The following is an 18420-nucleotide window of genomic DNA, read 5'->3' on the forward strand; positions in this document are numbered from 1 at the left end:
CCGTCGTTTCTGCATCTCCACTTCCTGAGTTATCCACACCCATGAATGCTGTGAAGAACCTTTTCGTGCTCTACACCGGCGGCACCATCGGCATGCTGCAGACTCCCGAAGGCCTGGCCCCCGCCAGCGGCTTCGAGGCACGCATGCGCGAGCAGCTGGACAGCCAGGGTACGGTGCTGAATTGGCACTTCCAGGAACTGCTGCCGCTGATCGATAGCGCCAACATGCGCCAGGCCAACTGGCTGGCCATGCGCGATGCCATAGTCGAGGCCGTGGCGCGCGGTCACGACGGCGTGCTGCTGCTGCACGGCACCGACACCCTGGCCTACAGCGCCGCCGCCTTGAGTTTTCTGCTGCTCGGCCTGCCTGTGCCAGTGCTATTGACCGGCGCCATGCTGCCCGCCGGCGCCGAGGGCAGTGATGCCTGGCCCAACCTCAACGGCGCCATCGCTGCTTTGCAACAGGGCGTGCAGCCGGGCGTACACCTCTACTTCAATGGCCGGCTGCTGCATGGGGCGCGGGTCAGCAAGCTGCGCTCCGACGCCTTCGATGCCTTCACCGTGCTGCCACGCCAGCGTCAGGGCGAACGCGCCGAATCCATTCCCGCCAGCCTCGACTACCGCCAGCCGCGCAAGCCGGTGAACCTCGCCGTGCAGCCGCTGTTCCCCGGCCTCCAGGCCGGTCATGTGCAGGCGCTGCTGGACAGCGGCGTGCGCGGACTGCTGCTGGAGTGCTACGGCAGCGGAACCGGCCCTTCGGACGATGCCGAGCTGCTGACCGTGCTGAAGGAGGCCCATGCTCGCGGGGTGGTGCTGGCCGCCATCAGCCAGTGCCCGCAGGGCCATGTGGAATTCGGCATCTATGCCGCCGGCAGCCAGTTGGCCGCAGCCGGTTTGGTTTCGGCGGGCGGCATGACCCGCGAAGCGGCGCTGGGCAAGCTGTTCGCCCTGCTCGGGGCCGGCCTTGACCAGGCGGAGGTGGAGCGCTGGTTCGGGCTGGACCTTTGCGGGGAGCGGGTGGAGTAAAGAGAACTCGCCCGCCCCGGCCTGTTCGATCCGCGCTCAGGCGCTCATCGGCGCCGAAGGCAGTGCTTTCGAAAGCGTGCCTCTTCGCCCCGGAGGGAGAGGGGTGACTCGCGCCGAGTACTACTGCCAATTCTGCTCGGACTGCCCCCTCTCCCCCTGGGAGAGGGTTGGGGTGAGGGGTGTGGGCTCCGCACCTGTTCCCCACAAACAAAAAAGGGGAGCCTCACGGCTCCCCCAGGGACTTGCTCTTTCGCGGGTCAGACGATTTCCACCAGGACTTCGCCCGGGTTCACGCGGTCGCCCTTGGCGACATGGATGGCCTTGACGGTACCGGCGATGGGCGCCTGGACCTCGGTTTCCATCTTCATCGCTTCGGTGATCAGCACGGCCTGGCCTGCCTTGACCTTATCGCCTTCCAACACCAGCACTTCGACGATGTTGCCCGGCATGGTGGTGCTGACGTCACCCGGTGCGCTGGCGCTCTTGCGCTTGTTGCCTGTACCGGCGACGAACTCGTTGAGCGGCTCGAACACCACCTCTTCCGGCATGCCGTCGATGGACAGGTAGAAGTGGCGCTTGCCATCGGTCTTCACGCCGACGCCGGTGATGTCGACCCGGTAGCTTTCGCCGTGCACGTCGACGACGAACTCGGTCGGCACGCCCTCGCCTGGAGCGGTCTTCACGCCACCGGCTTCAGGGATCGGCAGCAGCACTTCCGGGGTCAGGGTGCCGGCAGCACGCTCCTCGAGGAACTTGCGGCCGATGTCCGGGAACATGGCGTAGGTCAGTACGTCTTCTTCGGACTTGGCCAGGCTGCCGATCTCGCCGCGCAACTTGTCCAGCTCCGGCTTGATCAGGTCGGCCGGACGCACGTCGATGACTTCTTCGTTGCCGATTGCCTGGCGGCGCAGCTCTTCGTTGATCTCACCGGCCGCCTTGCCGTAGCGACCTTGCAGGTAGAGCTTCACTTCGTTGGTGATGGTCTTGTAACGCTCGCCGGCCAGCACGTTGAAGAACGCCTGGGTGCCGACGATCTGCGAGGTCGGGGTCACCAGCGGTGGGTAGCCGAGATCAGCACGCACGCGCGGGATCTCTTCCAGCACTTCGTTCATGCGGTTGAGTGCGCCCTGCTCCTTGAGCTGGTTGGCCAGGTTGGAAATCATCCCGCCCGGCACCTGGTTGACCTGCACGCGGGTGTCGACGCCGGTGAAGTCGCTCTCGAACTGGTGGTACTTCTTGCGCACGGCGTAGAAGTACAGGCCGATCTCCTGGATCAGTTCCAGGTCCAGGCCGGTGTCGTACGGGGTGCCACGCAGGGCCGCGACCATCGATTCGGTGCCCGGGTGGCTGGTGCCCCAGGCCAGGCTGGAGATGGCGGTGTCGATGTTGTCGGCGCCGTTCTCGATGGCCTTCAGCTGGCACATGCTGGCCACGCCAGCGGTGTCATGGGAGTGGATGAACACCGGCAGGCTCAATTCGGCCTTCAGTGCCTTGACCAGCTCGCCAGTGGCGTACGGGGTCAGCAGACCGGCCATGTCCTTGATGGCGATGGAGTCGACGCCCATGGCAGCCATGGCCTTGGCCTGGCTGACGAAGGCATCGATGGTGTGCACCGGGCTGGTGGTGTAGCAGATGGTGCCCTGGGCATGTTTGCCGGCAGCCTTCACCGCCTCGATGGACACACGCAGGTTACGCACGTCGTTCATCGCATCGAAGATGCGGAAGACGTCGATGCCGTTGACCGCGGCCTTGGCCACGAAGGCACGCACTACGTCGTCGCTGTAGTGACGGTATCCGAGCAAGTTCTGCCCGCGCAGGAGCATCTGCAGGCGAGTGTTGGGCAGGGCAGCCTTGAGTTGGCGCAGGCGCTCCCACGGGTCTTCCTTCAGGAAGCGCACGCAAGAGTCGAAGGTGGCGCCGCCCCAGACTTCCAGGGACCAGTAGCCGACTTGGTCGAGCTTGTCGCAGATCGGCAGCATGTCTTCCAGGCGCATGCGGGTGGCCAGCAGGGACTGGTGCGCGTCGCGCAGGATGGTATCGGTAACGGTGATCTTCTTGCTCATGGTCTGAATCCTTCCCCTACAGGCCGGCGTGGGCGGCAATGGCGGTGGCGATGGCGATGGCCAGGTGCGACGGGTTGCGCTTGATCGAGTACTGGGTCAGCTCCGGATGGCTCTCGACGAAGCTGGTGTTGAACTCGGCGCTGCGGAACTCGGGGTCGCGGAGAATTTCCTGGTAATAAGGCGCAGTGGTCTTCACGCCCTGTACGCGCATGTCGTCGAGCGCGCGCAGGCCACGGTCCAGTGCCTCTTCCCAGGTCAGTGCCCAGACGATCAGCTTCAGGCACATGGAGTCGTAGTACGGCGGGATGGTGTAGCCGGTGTAGATCGCCGTATCGGTCCGCACACCAGGGCCGCCGGGAGCGTAGTAGCGAGTGATCTTGCCGAAGGACGGCAGGAAGTTGTTCTTCGGGTCCTCGGCGTTGATGCGGAACTGCAGGGCGAAGCCGCGGTGGATGATGTCGTCCTGCTTGACCGACAGTTCCAGGCCCGAGGCGATACGGATCTGCTCGCGGACGATGTCGATGCCGGTGATTTCCTCGGTGATGGTGTGCTCCACCTGCACCCGGGTGTTCATCTCCATGAAGTACACCTCGCCTTCGGCAAGGAGGAACTCCACGGTCCCGGCGTTCTCGTAGCCCACAGCCTTGGCCGCACGCACGGAGAGGTCGCCGATGTAGGCGCGCTGCTCGGGGGTGAGCTGCGGGCTCGGGGCGATTTCGATGAGCTTCTGGTTGCGGCGCTGGATCGAGCAGTCGCGCTCGAACAGGTGCACGGTGTTGCCGAAGCTGTCGGCCAGCACCTGCGCCTCGATGTGCTTCGGGTTGACGATGCACTTCTCGAGGAACACTTCGGCCGAGCCAAAGGCCTTGGTGGCCTCGGAGATCACCCGTGGGTAGGCCTGTTCCAGTTCCTCACGGCTGTTGCAGCGACGGATACCGCGGCCACCACCACCGGAGGTGGCTTTGAGCATGACCGGGTAACCGATGCGCTCGCCCTCGCTCAGGGCCTCTTCGAGGTCCGCGACGTTGCCTTCGGTGCCGGGAGTGACCGGCACGCCGGCCTTGATCATGCTGCGTCGGGCTTCGGTCTTGTCACCCATGCGGCGGATCACTTCCGCGCTTGGTCCGATGAACTTGATCCCACGCTCGGCGCAGATCTCCGCCAGTTCAGCGTTCTCCGAGAGGAAGCCATAACCCGGGTGGAGGGCATCGCAGCCCGTCTCGACCGCCAGGTTCACCAGTTTGCGCGGATTCAGGTAGCCGGCCAGCGGGTCGGCACCGATGCTGTGGGCTTCGTCGGCACGCTTGACGTGCAGGGCGTGCCGGTCGGCATCGGAGTAGATGGCCACCGAGCGGATACCCATTTCGGCGCAAGCGCGCACGATGCGGACGGCAATCTCACCACGGTTGGCGATCAGGATTTTCTTGATCACGAGCTTTCCCTCGACCAAGTGAACAGGCGAACGGCAAGGCCGGTCGGCGGGTGACCGCAGATCGTGTAGCGGTCGCGTCATTACCCTACGCCGCAGACGTGATTACCCCAAATCAATAATTATTGGGGTATCCATTAGGATTGGCTTATAGTTGCCGCCACGCCCCATTCACAGAGGCCCCAGACCCATGCGAATGCGCAAGACTTTGCTGCGGATGACCCTGCGCCAGCTACAGGTTTTCCGTGCCGTGTTCGAGAGCCGCTCCTACAGCCGTGCGGCGGAGGAGATGGCCCTGACCCAACCGGCCGTCAGCCTGCAGATCCGCCAGCTCGAGGAGCTGGTGGGCCAACCGCTGTTCGAATACGTTGGCAAGAAGCTCTACGTGACCGATGCCGCCGAGGCATTGATGCGCGCCAGCAGCGATATTTTCCAGCGCCTGGCCAGCCTTGACATGCAGCTTTCCGACCTCCAGGGCTCGCTGCAGGGGCAGCTCAACCTGGCGGTGGAATCCAGCGCCAAGTACTTCGCGCCACACCTGTTTGCTGCGTTCAAGGAGCAGCATCCTGATGTCAGCCTGAGCCTGGTAGTGGTGAACCGCGCCCAGGTGATCAAGCGCCTCTCGGACAATCGCGACGATCTGGTGATCATGTCCCTGGTCCCCCAGGACATGGCCCTGGAGTTCCTGCCCTTCCTGAACAACCCCATCGTCGCCGTAGCGCCGCCCACGCATCCGCTGAGCAGTGCTGCCAAGCTGGCGCTCAAGGACCTGGAGCCTTATACGCTGCTGGTGCGCGAGGCCGGTTCCGGCACACGCAAGGCCTGCGAGGAATACTTCCAGCAGAAACGCGCGCACTTCGCCCAGACGATGGAAGTGGCCTCACTGGATGCGCAAAAGGAGTGCGTGGTTGCAGACCTCGGGATCGCCCTGCTGCCTCGCCACGCCGTCAGCCTGGAGCTGGCCACCGGCTTGCTGCGCGAGCTGCCGGTAGAGGAGTTGCCACTCTATCGCAGTTGGTGTGCAGTGCACGCCAAGGGCAAGCGGCTGTCGCCGGTTGCCCAGGCATTTCTGGCCTTTATCCGCGAAGAGCGCGCCCAGATCAGCGCACTTTCCCACCGGTTTTCCGGCGCACTGCCTTTGACGACAACAGGTAGTTAGCGGCGATGAGCTCGGGGTAATCCGACAGCTCCATCCGTAGGCGCCGCTGTTCGCAGTGGTCCTCGATGGCGCGACGAAACTGCATGCGTCGCTGGTCTTCCAACTTGCGCCGGGCCTTGCTGTCCAGGTGGATGAGGTCGTCGTGAGCACGGTTCATGGCGTTACTCCCTGGGTCGATGCGGTAAGCGCAGCATCCCCCGGGCTGGTTACGCTTTCGCGGCAGCTCAATGAACGTGTGGTGAAGGCAAGGCTTCAGGCGATCGACCGATACCTCGACTGCGCGCGGCTTCTGGCGTCCGGTCGTGCCGTCACACTCAATCCTCGGCGGCTTTCACCGACTTGGGCGACAGGCGCAGGCTACGCAGGCTGCGCTTCACGCTCTTGAGGTGGTTGACCAGGGTTGGGCCACGCGCCATGGCAACGCCCATGGCCAGCACGTCGATTACAACCAGGTGGGCAATACGCGAGGTCAGTGGCGTGTAGATCTCGGTATCTTCCTGGACGTCGATGGCCAGGTTCACCGTGGCCAGGTCAGCCAGCGGGGTTTGGCTCGGGCACAGAGTGATCAGCGTCGCACCGGCCTCACGAACCAGGTTGGCGGTGATTAGCAAGTCTTTCGAACGACCCGACTGGGAGATGCAGATGGCCACATCGGAAGGCTTCAGCGTGACTGCCGACATCGCCTGCATGTGCGGGTCGGAATAGGCCGCCGCGGTAAGCAGCAGGCGGAAGAACTTGTGCTGGGCATCCGCCGCCACCGCGCCGGACGCGCCGAAGCCGTAGAACTCCACCCGCTGGGCTTGGGCGCAGGCAGCGATGGCGCGCTGCAGGGCTTCCGGATCAAGTTTCTCGCGCACCTCCATCAGGGTGTGCAGCGTAGTGTCGAAGATCTTCAGGCTGAAGTCGGCGACCGAATCGTCTTCATGGATGGCGAACTGGCCAAAGCTGGCACCGGCAGCCAGGCTCTGCGCCAGTTTCAGCTTGAGGTCCTGAAAGCCGCCGCAGCCAATAGCGCGACAGAAGCGCACGATGGTCGGCTCGCTGACCCCGACACCCTGGGCCAGGTCAGCCATGGAGCTGTGCATCACCGCGGCGGGATCGAGCAGGACGTGATCGGCGACTTTCAGTTCCGACTTGCGCAGCAGGTGGCGCGACTGGGCGATATGTTGCAGCAGATTCACAGGGCAGGCTCTGTCTGGAAAGAGGGTTTGCCGTCTGCTCCGATCCTGTTTCGAGCCGCAACTCGGTTATGATCGGCGGACATCGGGCTGTAGCGTGCTTGTAGTTATACTACATGAGCCGCTTTCCCGCCCACTTGAACCGTGCACGGAGAGCGATTTGACTACCCTTTGTGACATGCTCGTCTTCGGCGGCACCGGTGATCTGGCCTTGCACAAACTGTTGCCAGCCCTCTTCCACCTGCATCGTGACGGGCGCCTGCACCCGAAGATGCGCATCCTGGCCCTGGCCCGCAACGCACTTGACCGCCAACGTTATCTCGCCCTGGCCGAACGTCACTGCCGCGCCCAGGTGGCCCGTGCCGATTTCTCCAGTGAAGCCTGGCGCAGTTTCTCTGAACGCCTCGATTATTTCGCCATGGACGTTTCGCAAAGCGCCGACTTCGGCCGGCTGGCCCGCTACCTGGGGCCTGACCAGGGCTGCGGTCGCGTGCACTACCTCGCGACCGCGCCCCATCTCTTCGAGGACATCGCCGCGCACCTGGCCATCGCTGGACTGGCCGGCCCGCAGTCACGCATCGTGCTGGAGAAACCCATCGGCCATTCGCTGGAGTCGGCCCGGGCGATCAACGCCGCCATCGGCAAGGTGTTCGACGAGTCCCAGGTCTTCCGCATCGACCACTACCTGGGCAAGGAAACCGTGCAGAACCTAATGGCTCTGCGCTTTGCCAACGCGCTGTTCGAGCCGATCTGGCGAGCCGGGCACATCGACCACGTGCAGATCAGCGTTTGCGAAACCCTGGGGGTGGAAAACCGCGGCGCCTACTACGACCGCTCCGGGGCCATGCGCGACATGGTGCAGAACCACCTGCTGCAGTTGCTTTGCCTGGTGGCCATGGAAGCGCCGGTGCGCTTCGACGCCGAGGCGGTGCGCAACGAGAAAGTGAAGATCCTCGAGGCGCTGCAACCCATCTCCGGGCTCGACGTGCGCGACAAGACGGTGCGCGGCCAGTACAGCGCCGGCAAGATCGGCGGGCAGGAAGTGCCGGCGTATTATTTCGAGAAAAACGTCGACAACGACAGCGATACCGAGACCTTCGTCGCCATCAAGGCAGAGATCGACAACTGGCGCTGGGCTGGCGTGCCGTTCTACCTGCGCACCGGCAAGCGCCTGGCGCGCAAGTATTCGGAGATCGTCATCCAGTTCAAGCCCGTGCCGCACCGACTGTTCGCCGATGGTGAGGCCAATTGCCTGCTGATCCGCCTGCAACCCGAGGAACGCATCAGCCTGCAACTGATGGCCAAGACACCGGGCAAGGGCATGCGCCTGGAGCCTGTGGAGCTGGACCTCAACCTGGCCCAGGCCTTCAGTCGGCAACGTCGCTGGGACGCCTACGAACGCCTGCTGCTGGATGTGATAGAGGGCGACTCGACCCTGTTCATGCGCCGCGACGAAGTGGAAGCCGCCTGGCGCTGGGTGGACCCGATCCTCGAGGGCTGGCACGAGTATTATCAGAGCCCCCGCCCCTACGCGGCCGGCACAGCGGGGCCGGAGCAGGCCCACAGCCTGCTGGAACTGCATGGACGGCAGTGGCATGACTGAACAGGCAACAGCGGATTGACGTAGGAGCGAGCTTGCTCGCGAAAACCTGACGCCCCCCTTCGCGAGCAAGCTCGCTCCTACAGGCGAAGCTCACCTGGAATTGCTCTGGAGCAATAACGGCCCGAGCGGTTCTCCCTAGAATCCGCGGCTTTGCGTTCCACCGAGCCCCGCCATGCACAGCCTCCAAGCCCCCGAACTGCTCTCCCCCGCCGGCTCCCTGAAAGCCATGCGCTACGCCTTCGCCTATGGCGCCGACGCCGTGTATGCGGGCCAGCCGCGTTACAGCCTGCGGGTTCGCAACAACGAGTTCGACCATGCCAACCTGGCCTTGGGCATCGCCGAGGCCCACGCGCAGGGCAAGCGCTTCTACGTGGTAGTGAACATCGCACCGCACAACGCCAAGCTGCGCACCTTCCTCAAGGATCTGGAGCCGGTGGTGGCCATGGGGCCGGATGCGCTGATCATGTCTGATCCGGGCCTGATCATGCTGGTTCGCGAGCACTTCCCGCAGATGCCGGTCCACCTTTCAGTGCAGGCCAACGCAGTCAACTGGGCCAGCGTCGAGTTCTGGCGTCGCCAGGGCCTGACGCGGGTGATCCTCTCTCGTGAGCTGTCGCTGGATGAAATCGGCGAAATCCGCCAGCAGGTCCCCGGCATGGAGTTGGAGGTGTTCGTCCATGGCGCGCTGTGCATGGCCTACTCCGGACGCTGCCTGCTGTCCGGCTACCTCAACCATCGCGACCCCAATCAAGGCACTTGCACCAATGCCTGCCGCTGGCAGTACAGCGCGCAGCCGGCCGCACAGGACGAGCAGGGCCAACTGGTCCCCGCTGTGCAGCCAACCCTGGGTTGCGGTTCATCCAGCGAGCGCCTGTTCCTGCTGGAGGAAGCCAACCGGCCTGGAGAGCTGATGCCCGCCTGGGAGGACGAGCATGGCACCTACATCATGAATTCCAAGGATCTGCGCGCCGTGCACCACGTCGAACGGCTGATGCGCATGGGCGTGCACTCGCTGAAGATCGAAGGCCGCACCAAGTCGCACTTCTACGTAGCGCGCACGGCCCAGGCCTACCGCAAGGCCATCGACGACGCCGTCGCCGGGCGCCCCTTCGACCGAAGCCTCATGGAAGACCTCGAGTCCCTGGCCAACCGTGGCTACACCGAAGGATTCCTGCGCCGCCACGTGCACGACGAATACCAGAACTACGAGCACGGCTATTCCCTGTCGGAACGCCAGCAGTTCGTTGGAGAGCTCACTGGGGCATCCCGCCATGGCTTGGCAGAAGTGCGGGTGAAAAACCGATTTGCGGTCGGCGACCGGCTGCAGCTGATGACCCCGGCCGGCAACCTGGACTTCCGCCTGGACGCCCTGGAAAACCGCTTTGGCGAACGCCAGGTGGTCGCACCGGGAGACGGCCATACCCTCTACCTGCCGCAACCGGTCGGTACGGACCTGGATCATGGCTTGCTGCTGCGCTACTTCGGCAGTGGCAACAGCCGCACGCCACAGGTGGCCCTGTAGGGCCGGTCACGCTTGATCGAGCCACCACGGTTGCCCGGCCAAGCGCCGCTGCTGGATGTGAAAAGCGCCATCCTCCCTACGCTGGGCCCCGTGCATCTGCGGGCCCTCAGCGCCAGGGGGCCGTGGCCTGCTCCCTGACCAGTCGCGCAAATTGCGGTGCCTCCACCGGAGGGCTGATCAGGTAGCCCTGGATCTCGTCGCAACTCTGGCTCCTGAGGAAGTTGAGCTGTTCCTGGCTCTCGACACCCTCGGCCACCACCTTGAGGTCAAGGCTATGGGCCATGGCGATGATGGCGCGGGTGATCGCCGCGTCCTCGCTGCCCACCGAGAGGTCGCGGATGAAGGTCTGGTCGATCTTCACGTAGTCCACCGGGAAGCGCTTGAGGTAGCTGAGTGACGAGTAGCCGGTGCCGAAATCATCAATGGCCAGCTTCACCCCCAGCTGGCGTAGCTGGTGGAAGGTGGCGATCACGTTTTCCACATTCTCCAGCAAGTGGCTTTCGGTCAGCTCTAGTTCCAGCAGACGCGCCGGTAGGCCGTTCTCCTCCAGCACCTCGCGCACCAAGCTGGTGAGGTTGCCCTGGCGCAGTTGGTGCATCGACAGGTTCACCGAGACGCGGATGTCCGCTAGCCCCTGGCGCTGCCACTCGCGGGCCTGCTGACAAGCCTGGCGCAGCACGAACTCGCCGATGGGGGCGATCAGCCCGGTTTCTTCGGCCAGGCCGATGAAGTCGCCCGGCGGCACCAGACCCTGTTGTGGATGACGCCAGCGCACCAGCGCCTCGGCGGCGTTCAGGCCGTTGTCAGCGAGGTTCAGCTTGGGTTGGTAGAAGACCTCCAGCTGACCTTCCTCGATGGCCTTGCGCAGCTGGTTTTCCAGTTGCAGGCGCTCCAGGGTGCAGGCCTGGAGGTTGTCGGTGAAGAACTGGAAGGTATTGCCGCCCAGGTGCTTGGCATGTTGCATGGCCATGTTGGCTTGGCTGATCAGGGCGGAAATGTCGCGGGCATTGTCCGGCAGCAGGCTGATGCCCAGCGAGCCGCTGATCACCAACTCATGGCCACCCACGGTCATCGGCATGCGCAGCTTGCCAAGCAAGCGACTGGCTTGCCGCGCCAGGCTGGAGAGGCTGCCATAGGCATCCAGCAGCACGGCGAACTCGTCACCGGATATCCGCGCAATGGTGTCGGCTTCGGGCACCGCTTGGGTCAGGCGGCGGCTGACCTGGCGCAGCAACTGGTCGGCCACATCATGGCCGAGGCTGTCGTTGAGCACCTTGAAACGGTCAAGGTCGATGTGCAGCAGGGCCAGGCTGCGCCCGCTCTGGCGTGAACGCTGGCTGGCTTCCATCAGGCGATCCTTGAACAGGGTGCGGTTGGCGAGCCCGGTCAGCTCGTCATAGCTGGAGAGATAGCGCAGGCGTTCTTCCGCCTCGCGGCGTGCGGTCAGATCGGCGAAGAAGCCCACGATATGGCTGACGTTGCCCCGCGAATCTCGCACCACATTCAGCTGCAGCCATTGAGGGTAAAGTTCGCCGTTCTTGCGGGCGTCCATCAGCTCGCCGCGCCAGCTGCCGGTCTCCTCCAGTTCCTGGCGAACCTGCAGATACTGGCGACGAGCCTCGCGGCTGCCAATCAGCGTGGCCACGCTCTGACCCTGCACTTCATCCTGACAATATCCGGTGAGCTCGCTGAAGGCCTGGTTCACCTGAATCAGCCGGTACTCCGGATCGAGAATGACGATGCCTTCGCTGGCCGCCTCGAATACCGTGGCAGCCAGGCGCTGCTCCTCTTCGCGCGCCTTGCGCGCGGTGATGTCACGGCGGGTGCCGAGCATGCGCAGCACGCGACCCTCGGCGTCGCGCTCGACGCCCCGCCCGCGATCCTCGAGCCACACCCAGCGGCCATCGCTGTGGCGCACCCGGTAATCGATGGAGTAGCCGTCGGTACGGCCTTTGAGGTGCTCGACCAAGGCCCGGCGCAATAGCGGCAGATCGTCGGGATGCAGACGCGGCTTGAGGTCGCTGAGGACCCGGGTAACGTCCTCCTGCTCAATGCCGAAGATCTCCTGCAGTTGCGAGTGGTGCACCTCGTCGGTTTCCAGGTTCCAGTCCCACAGGCCCAGTTCGCTGGCTTCCAGGGCAAGCGCCAGGCGCGCCTCGCTCTTGCTCAGGGCATGGCTGGTATCGGCCAGTTCCAGGGTGCGCTGCGCGACGCGCATCTCCAGCTCGGCCTGGGCGCTACGTAACTCGCGTTCAACCCGGCGGCGTTGCTCCACTTCCCGCGCCAGCTCTTCGTTCAGGCCTTCAGCGCGGGTCTTGGCATGCTCCAGGTTGAGAATCAGCGCCTGGTTCTGAAAACGCTGCAGCAGGCTGCGCAGCACCAGCCGATTGACCTGGAGAGCCACCACCATCAGGGCAATAAGCAGGATCAGCCCGAGCAGGCCCCAGCCCTGCTGCAGTGGCGCATCGCTGAGCAGCAGGTAGCCGATTGAAGGCACCAGGCATGGCAGGGCAAAGGTCAGGAAGGCCGAGAGGCTGACGGCATAGGCAACACTGGCGGAGAGGATAGCGGCGGCGATCAGCCCATAGACCACCGCCTGCTGCAGGAAGGCGTCGGGCGGCACCAGGGCGACAGCAGCAAAGGCCAGGGTCAGGCCGGAAGCACCGGCCCCCAGCAGGAAGGTGCGTCGCCAGTAAGGGCCAGCCTGCAGCGACGGCAATGCGTCTTTGAACGCCGCCACCTGGGTCAGGCGCAGCACCGCCAGCAACACCAGCCAGGCGAGCCAACCGCCCAGCAGCAGGCGGTTACCGGGCTGCCACAGGAGATAGGCACAGACCAGACCGTTGAGCAGCATGAACAGGGTCGGCACCTGCGAACCCTGGTAAAGCAGGCGTGTGCGTTCGGCAGCGATGTCCGTGGCGAACTGCTGACGGATGTCACGAGTGTCGGCGTGCGCAGGGAGCGGATTGGACAGCATTGGCATAACGGTCATAGGCGCTTTTTTTGTATTGGATCTGCCTAAGCGAGGCCCGGAGCTTACCCGAGCGAATCGGTCAGCCAAAGCTTTATGTGCGAGGTTTGGCTCGGTTGCTGTCCAACTTTCGGCGAGTCTCGGCTGCTCTAATCTGCGACCGTCCGGCTGACCGTCCAGTCGTCGGTTTGCCCTCCCGCACCCCCTGTCCCTAAAATGCCGCGATGCGCGACGATCTCTCCCTACTCCTGAACTCCCTCAACGATGCCCAACGCCAGGCCGTAGCAGCCCCGCTTGGACGTCAACTGGTGCTTGCCGGCGCCGGTTCCGGCAAAACCCGCGTGCTGGTGCACCGCATCGCCTGGCTGATCCAGGTGGAGCAGGCCTCGCCTCACTCGATCCTGTCGGTGACCTTCACCAACAAGGCTGCCGCGGAAATGCGCCAGCGCATCGAGCAGCTGCTGGGCATCAACCCGGCCGGTATGTGGGTCGGCACCTTCCACGGCCTGGCGCACCGCCTGCTGCGCGCCCATTGGCAGGAGGCCGGGCTGGCCGAGAACTTCCAGATCCTCGATGGCGACGACCAGCAGCGCCTGGTGAAACGGGTGATCCGCGAACTGGGCCTCGACGAACAGCGCTGGCCTGCACGCCAGGCCCAGTGGTTCATCAACGGGCAGAAGGACGAGGGCATTCGCCCGCAACACATCCAGGCCGGCGGTGACCTGTTCCTCGGCACCATGCTGAAAATCTACGAGGCCTATGAGGCCGCCTGCGCCCGCGCCGGCGTGATCGACTTCTCCGAGCTGCTGCTGCGCGCCCTGGACCTGTGGCGCGACCGCCCGAGCCTTCTGGAGCACTATCAGCGGCGCTTCCGCCATGTGCTGGTGGACGAGTTCCAGGACACCAACGCCGTGCAGTACGCCTGGCTGCGACTGCTCGCCCGCAATGGCGAAAGCCTGATGGTGGTGGGCGACGACGACCAGTCCATCTACGGCTGGCGCGGCGCGCGGATCGAAAACATCCAGCAGTTCTCCTGCGACTTCGCCGATGCCGAGGTCATCCGCCTGGAGCAGAACTACCGCTCCACCGCGAGCATCCTCAAGGCTGCCAACGCCCTGATCGCCAACAACCAGGGCCGCCTCGGCAAGGAGCTCTGGACCGAAGGCGAAGACGGCGAGCCGATCGGCCTCTATGCCGCCTTCAACGAGCACGATGAAGCGCGCTATGTGGTGGAAAGCATCGAAAGGGCGCTGAAAGACGGCCTGGCGCGGAGCGAAATTGCCATTCTCTATCGCTCCAACGCCCAGTCGCGGGTGCTGGAAGAAGCGCTGCTGCGGGAAAAGATCCCCTACCGCATCTACGGCGGCCAGCGTTTCTTCGAGCGTGCCGAGATCAAGAACGCCATGGCCTACCTGCGCCTACTCGACGGCCGCGGCAACGATGCGGCGCTGGAGCGGGTGATCAACGTGCCGGCGCGCGGTATCGGCGAGAAGACGGTCGAGAGCATCCGCGAGTTTGCCCGCGTCAATGAAGTCTCGATGTGGGAAGCGATGCGCCTGATGATCGCCAACAAGGCCCTGCCCGGTCGCGCCTCCAGCGCCCTGGCTGCCTTCATGGAGCTGATCGAGAACCTCGCCGCCAAAGTCCTCGCGATGCCGCTGCACCTGATGGCCCAGACCGTCATCGAGCAGAGCGGCCTGATCGCCTACCACAAGGACGAGAAAGGCGAGAAAGGCCAGGCCCGGGTCGAGAACCTGGAGGAACTGGTCAGCGCCGCCCGTGCCTTCGAGAACAACGAAGACGACGAAGAGCTCAGCCCGCTGCAGGCCTTCCTCAGCCACGCCTCGCTGGAAGCTGGTGAAACCCAGGCCGACGCGTTCGAGGACAGCGTGCAGCTGATGACCCTGCACAGCGCCAAGGGCCTGGAATTCCCCCTGGTGTTCCTGGTAGGCATGGAAGAGGGCCTGTTCCCGCACAAGATGAGCCTGGAAGAACCCGGCCGCCTTGAAGAGGAGCGCCGCCTCGCCTATGTCGGCGTCACCCGCGCCATGCAGCGCCTGGTGATGACCTACGCCGAGACCCGCCGCCTCTATGGCAGCGAGACCTACAACAAGGTCTCGCGCTTCGTCCGCGAAGTGCCGCCGCAGTTCATCCGCGAAGTGCGCCTGAACAACAGCATCAGCCGACCGATGGGTTCGGGCGGTCGCAGCGGCTCGATCTTCGCCGGCGCGGAAGTTCCGGAAACGCCGTTCTCGCTGGGCCAGCGTGTGCAGCACGCGCTGTTCGGCGAGGGCACCATCCTCAATTTCGAGGGCGCCGGCGCCCAGGCCCGCGTACAGGTGAAGTTCGAAAGCGAAGGCAGCAAGTGGCTGATGCTGGCCTACGCCAAGCTGCAGCCGCTCTGATCCGGTAACTCGCAGCCACGTCGGGAGGATGTCGCTTTTCAAACTCACGAGCGGCGGTCTGGTCGCATGCCACTGGTGGACCGATCAAGCGCAATACCCGACAACCTTGCCTGACAGGCGCCATGGCCGCCCGTCAGGTGTGCCTGCCACCTCCCGCACCTTGGCCATACTCAGATGCGGAGGTAACGCCATGGCTCGCGCGCCCAGCGCCCAACAGATACTCGACAGCGCCCTGCATCTCGCCGACACGTGCGGTTGGGAACGCTTGCACCTGTTCGACGTCGCCAACGATCTCGGTGTCGGCCTGGACGCCATCGCCAAGCACTTCGCGCAAAAGGACGACCTGGTGGAGGCGTGGTTCGACCGTGCCGACAAAGCCCTGCTCGTACGCGGCGAAGCCAGTGACCTGGCGGCCCTGAGCCCGGAGAAACGCCTGGAGGAACTGCTTATCGCCTGGCTGAAGAGCCTTGGCGGGCACCGTGCCGTGACCGGGCAGATGCTGCTCTACAAGCTGGAACCCGGGCATATCCACCTGCAGGTGCTCGGCGTGCTGCGTATCAGCCGTACCGTGCAGTGGTGGCGGGAGGCCGCGCGGCGGGAAACCCTGCACCTCAGCCGAATCATCGAAGAAGGGCTGCTGACCACCGCCTATCTGCGCACCTTCATTCACTGGCTGCGCCATCCGCAGGAGGATGACGCCGACCTGCGCGCCTTGCTCCGCCGTCAACTGCGCTGTGGGCCGCTGGCCTTGCTGTTGCGCGAATGAAGATCCGCGTCGGGCCTGTCCGACAAAATCCCGAAACACTCTGCCACTAGCCATCGTCAGCGCGACTGTGCAGCATGGCGCGCGTAGATTCATAACCAAGAGAAGCCCTGTGATGCGCCGATTTCTCAGTATTGCCCTGGCCCTTTGCGTCGGCCTGACGCTCAGCCTGGATATCAACGCCGCCAAGCGTATGGGCGGTGGCAAGTCCTTCGGCTCCGCGCCGACTCACCAGACCCGCCAGGCACAACCCGCCCAGGCCCCGAATGCCGCCACCGCGCCGGCCGCTGGCCGTCAGCCCGCCGCTGCCAGCGGTGCTTCGCGTTGGCTCGGTCCGCTCGCCGGCATCGCCGCAGGCGGCCTGCTGGCGTCCATGTTCATGGGCGACGGCTTCGAAGGCATGCAGATCTTCGACTTCCTGATCATCGGTTTGATCGCCTTCCTGCTTTTCCGCTTCCTCGCCGCTCGCAAGCGCCAGCAGCAAGGTCACCCGGCCGTTGCGGGTCATGCGCCATTCCAGCGTGAAATGCCGCAGCAGCAGGCGCCTATCTTCGGCAGCACCGCTCCGGCGGCCCAACCGACACCAGCCTTCAATGCTCCGAGCTGGTTCAACGAGCAGCGTTTCATCGAAGCCGGTCGCGAGCACTTCATGGCCCTGCAACAACACTGGGATGCGGCCGAGATGGACAAGATCTCCGAATTCGTCACTCCGCAGATGCTCAGCTTCCTCAAGGAAGAGCGCGCCAGCCTGGGTGATGCCTACCAGTCCACCTACATCGACAACCTGCAGGTCCAGCTGGACGGCATCGACGAACTGGGCGACAAGACCGTCGCCACCCTGACTTTCAACGGGATCTCCAAGTCTTCCCGCTTCGACCAGGGTGAAGGCTTCAGCGAAAGCTGGCGCATGGAGCGTGTGCACGGCGACAACCAGCCCTGGCTGCTGGCCGGCATCCGCCAGAACTGATTGCGCAGTGGTTCACCAGAACCCCGGGCTTGCCCGGGGTTTTTTATGGTTATCTCCATCCCAGACGCAGCCCACGTTTAGCCCAACGGCGGCCCCGACAGTGCGCTGGAGAGTGGGGCGCCGTCCGGCTTGCCCTACGAGGCCATGCGCTTTCCGCGCCGCCAATGGCGGCAGGCAATCGACCGGCGGAAGTAGAAGCGCGCCGGCACGGGCGGCGGCTTCACACCCTTAATGGCAGAGCTCGCAGACTTCGGCATCGGGCACCAGCTTGAGGAACTCGTCCATGCGCATGTGCACCAGGTTTTCGTGATCCCCGGACTCCATGTAGATGTCTTTCTGCCGGGTCAGTGTCGGGTCCACCAGCATGTTCATCCCATAAGGCTCGCCCACCGCCGGTACGGCGCCCAGTTCGCAGTCCTTGAACAGGCCACTCAGGGTTGCCTCATTGGTGAGCTGCCATTGCCTGGCGTCCTTGCGCACTTTGCCGACATCAAGATGGCGGCTGGCAGGCACTACTGCCATCAGGAAGTGGCCATGGCGGTCATCGAGGATGACCGATTTGGCCAAACGTTCTGCAGGGATGTTAGCGACCCGTGCCGACTCAAGGCTGGTGGCCGAATGCGGGTGCGGGACCAGATCGAACTGACAATGCGCACGCTCCAGGCTGCGCTGCAATGTAGCGGCCATTCGCATGATGCACCTCCTGTAGATAAGCAGATTTTCGGGCGTCATTGAGCAACATTGTTTCAGTGCTCAAAGTTTAGACAGCAGCAACAGGCCAGGCTGGAGCGCTTGGTGCTGAAAAAGCGCGCCAACCGCAGCTCCTGGCCTAAGCCTGCGCAGTGCTGGTGTGCGTTTCACCCCGAACGCCGGCTACTGTATAAAGCGCATCCCAAACCATGAGGGCCTGTTGCCGTGGAAGAAGTCATCGAACAGCTGCGCGAACTCAATGAGACGGTGCCCGTTCCCCTGGAGCTGCCGGACGAGGAACTGCTGGTGGAGATCGAGGAGCAGCTGCTGATCAACCTGCCCTTCGAGCTGCGCGAGTTCCTGCTCAAGGTCAGCGATGTGGTCTACGGTCGTCTGGAGCCGGTGACCGCCACCGACCCGCAGTCCCATACCTATCTGCCCGAGGTCGCGGCCGTTGCCTGGGATCTGGGCGTACCCCGCGACCTGGTACCGCTCTGTCAGGATGGCCGCGACTACTATGTGGTCGACGGCGAAGGCGAAGTGCTGCTCTGGTCCGGAGAAGAAGGCGAACTCACCGACGAAAGCTGGGACTCGGTCTGGCACTGGGCTCGCGACGTCTGGCTGACGAGCTGAGCCCCGCCCGCC

The 18420-nt window shown here is 64.2% G+C and carries 14 protein-coding genes; 8 read left to right on the forward strand and 6 right to left on the reverse strand.

The annotated features are described in order from the left end of the window. Positions 1 to 41: 41 nt before the first annotated feature. Positions 42 to 1025: an asparaginase gene (locus OXH74_RS07840; protein ID WP_375740738.1), complete on the forward strand. Its 984-nt coding sequence runs from the start codon at positions 42 to 44 to the stop codon at positions 1023 to 1025. Positions 1026 to 1282: 257 nt separating this feature from the next. Here OXH74_RS07840 and oadA read toward each other — a convergent pair whose 3' ends face one another. Then, entirely contained in the window at positions 1283 to 3088 is a 1806-nt protein-coding gene (oadA, locus tag OXH74_RS07845) for a sodium-extruding oxaloacetate decarboxylase subunit alpha (protein ID WP_375740739.1), read from the reverse strand. Positions 3089 to 3104: 16 nt separating this feature from the next. After that, complete coding sequence (locus tag OXH74_RS07850; protein WP_375740740.1) at positions 3105 to 4520, reverse strand: acetyl-CoA carboxylase biotin carboxylase subunit; 1416 nt, start codon at positions 4518 to 4520, stop codon at positions 3105 to 3107. A gap of 208 nt (positions 4521 to 4728) precedes the next feature. On the opposite strand from OXH74_RS07850, the gene OXH74_RS07855 reads away from it, so the two are divergent. Beyond that, a complete protein-coding gene (locus OXH74_RS07855) occupies positions 4729 to 5676 on the forward strand; it encodes a LysR family transcriptional regulator (RefSeq protein WP_215376219.1) in 948 nt (315 codons plus the stop codon). Here OXH74_RS07855 and OXH74_RS07860 read toward each other — a convergent pair. After that, positions 5618 to 5833 (reverse strand): PA3496 family putative envelope integrity protein, encoded by a 216-nt coding sequence (locus tag OXH74_RS07860; RefSeq protein ID WP_375740741.1) that lies wholly within the window; start codon positions 5831 to 5833, stop codon positions 5618 to 5620. The genes OXH74_RS07855 and OXH74_RS07860 overlap by 59 nt on opposite strands. A gap of 157 nt (positions 5834 to 5990) precedes the next feature. Next, entirely contained in the window at positions 5991 to 6857 is an 867-nt protein-coding gene (gene hexR, locus OXH74_RS07865; RefSeq protein ID WP_215375544.1) for a transcriptional regulator HexR, read from the reverse strand. Between the two features lie 175 nt (positions 6858 to 7032). Here hexR and zwf point away from each other — a divergent pair, with 175 nt between their 5' ends. Next, complete coding sequence (gene zwf / locus OXH74_RS07870) at positions 7033 to 8457, forward strand: glucose-6-phosphate dehydrogenase (RefSeq protein WP_251702082.1); 1425 nt, start codon at positions 7033 to 7035, stop codon at positions 8455 to 8457. A gap of 172 nt (positions 8458 to 8629) precedes the next feature. Next, a complete protein-coding gene (yegQ, locus tag OXH74_RS07875; RefSeq protein ID WP_375740742.1) occupies positions 8630 to 9979 on the forward strand; it encodes a tRNA 5-hydroxyuridine modification protein YegQ in 1350 nt (449 codons plus the stop codon). Positions 9980 to 10085: 106 nt separating this feature from the next. On the opposite strand, the gene OXH74_RS07880 is transcribed toward yegQ, so the two are convergent. Next, a complete protein-coding gene (locus OXH74_RS07880) occupies positions 10086 to 12962 on the reverse strand; it encodes a putative bifunctional diguanylate cyclase/phosphodiesterase (protein WP_375741582.1) in 2877 nt (958 codons plus the stop codon). 212 nt (positions 12963 to 13174) lie between these two features. Between OXH74_RS07880 and uvrD the strand changes: the two genes are divergently transcribed. The 3 genes from uvrD to OXH74_RS07895 all read left to right on the forward strand — a co-directional run bounded on the left by uvrD (position 13175) and on the right by OXH74_RS07895 (position 17085). Beyond that, positions 13175 to 15355: a DNA helicase II gene (gene uvrD / locus OXH74_RS07885; protein ID WP_375740743.1), complete on the forward strand. Its 2181-nt coding sequence runs from the start codon at positions 13175 to 13177 to the stop codon at positions 15353 to 15355. 190 nt (positions 15356 to 15545) lie between these two features. After that, positions 15546 to 16121 (forward strand): TetR/AcrR family transcriptional regulator, encoded by a 576-nt coding sequence (locus OXH74_RS07890; RefSeq protein WP_375740744.1) that lies wholly within the window; start codon positions 15546 to 15548, stop codon positions 16119 to 16121. A gap of 112 nt (positions 16122 to 16233) precedes the next feature. Next, on the forward strand, positions 16234 to 17085 hold the full coding sequence (locus tag OXH74_RS07895; RefSeq protein ID WP_375740745.1) for a Tim44 domain-containing protein: 852 nt from the start codon (positions 16234 to 16236) through the stop codon (positions 17083 to 17085). A 228-nt stretch (positions 17086 to 17313) separates the two neighbouring features. On the opposite strand, the gene OXH74_RS07900 is transcribed toward OXH74_RS07895, so the two are convergent. Further along, the gene (locus OXH74_RS07900) at positions 17314 to 17778 is read right to left on the reverse strand and encodes an aminoacyl-tRNA deacylase (RefSeq protein ID WP_215375565.1); all 465 of its coding nucleotides are present in this window, start codon (positions 17776 to 17778) and stop codon (positions 17314 to 17316) included. Positions 17779 to 18000: 222 nt separating this feature from the next. Between OXH74_RS07900 and OXH74_RS07905 the strand changes: the two genes are divergently transcribed. Beyond that, positions 18001 to 18408: an SMI1/KNR4 family protein gene (locus OXH74_RS07905; RefSeq protein WP_375740746.1), complete on the forward strand. Its 408-nt coding sequence runs from the start codon at positions 18001 to 18003 to the stop codon at positions 18406 to 18408. Positions 18409 to 18420 lie beyond the last annotated feature (12 nt).

The sequence above is a fragment of the Metapseudomonas boanensis genome (assembly GCF_042232855.1).
Classification (GTDB): domain Bacteria; phylum Pseudomonadota; class Gammaproteobacteria; order Pseudomonadales; family Pseudomonadaceae; genus Metapseudomonas; species Metapseudomonas boanensis.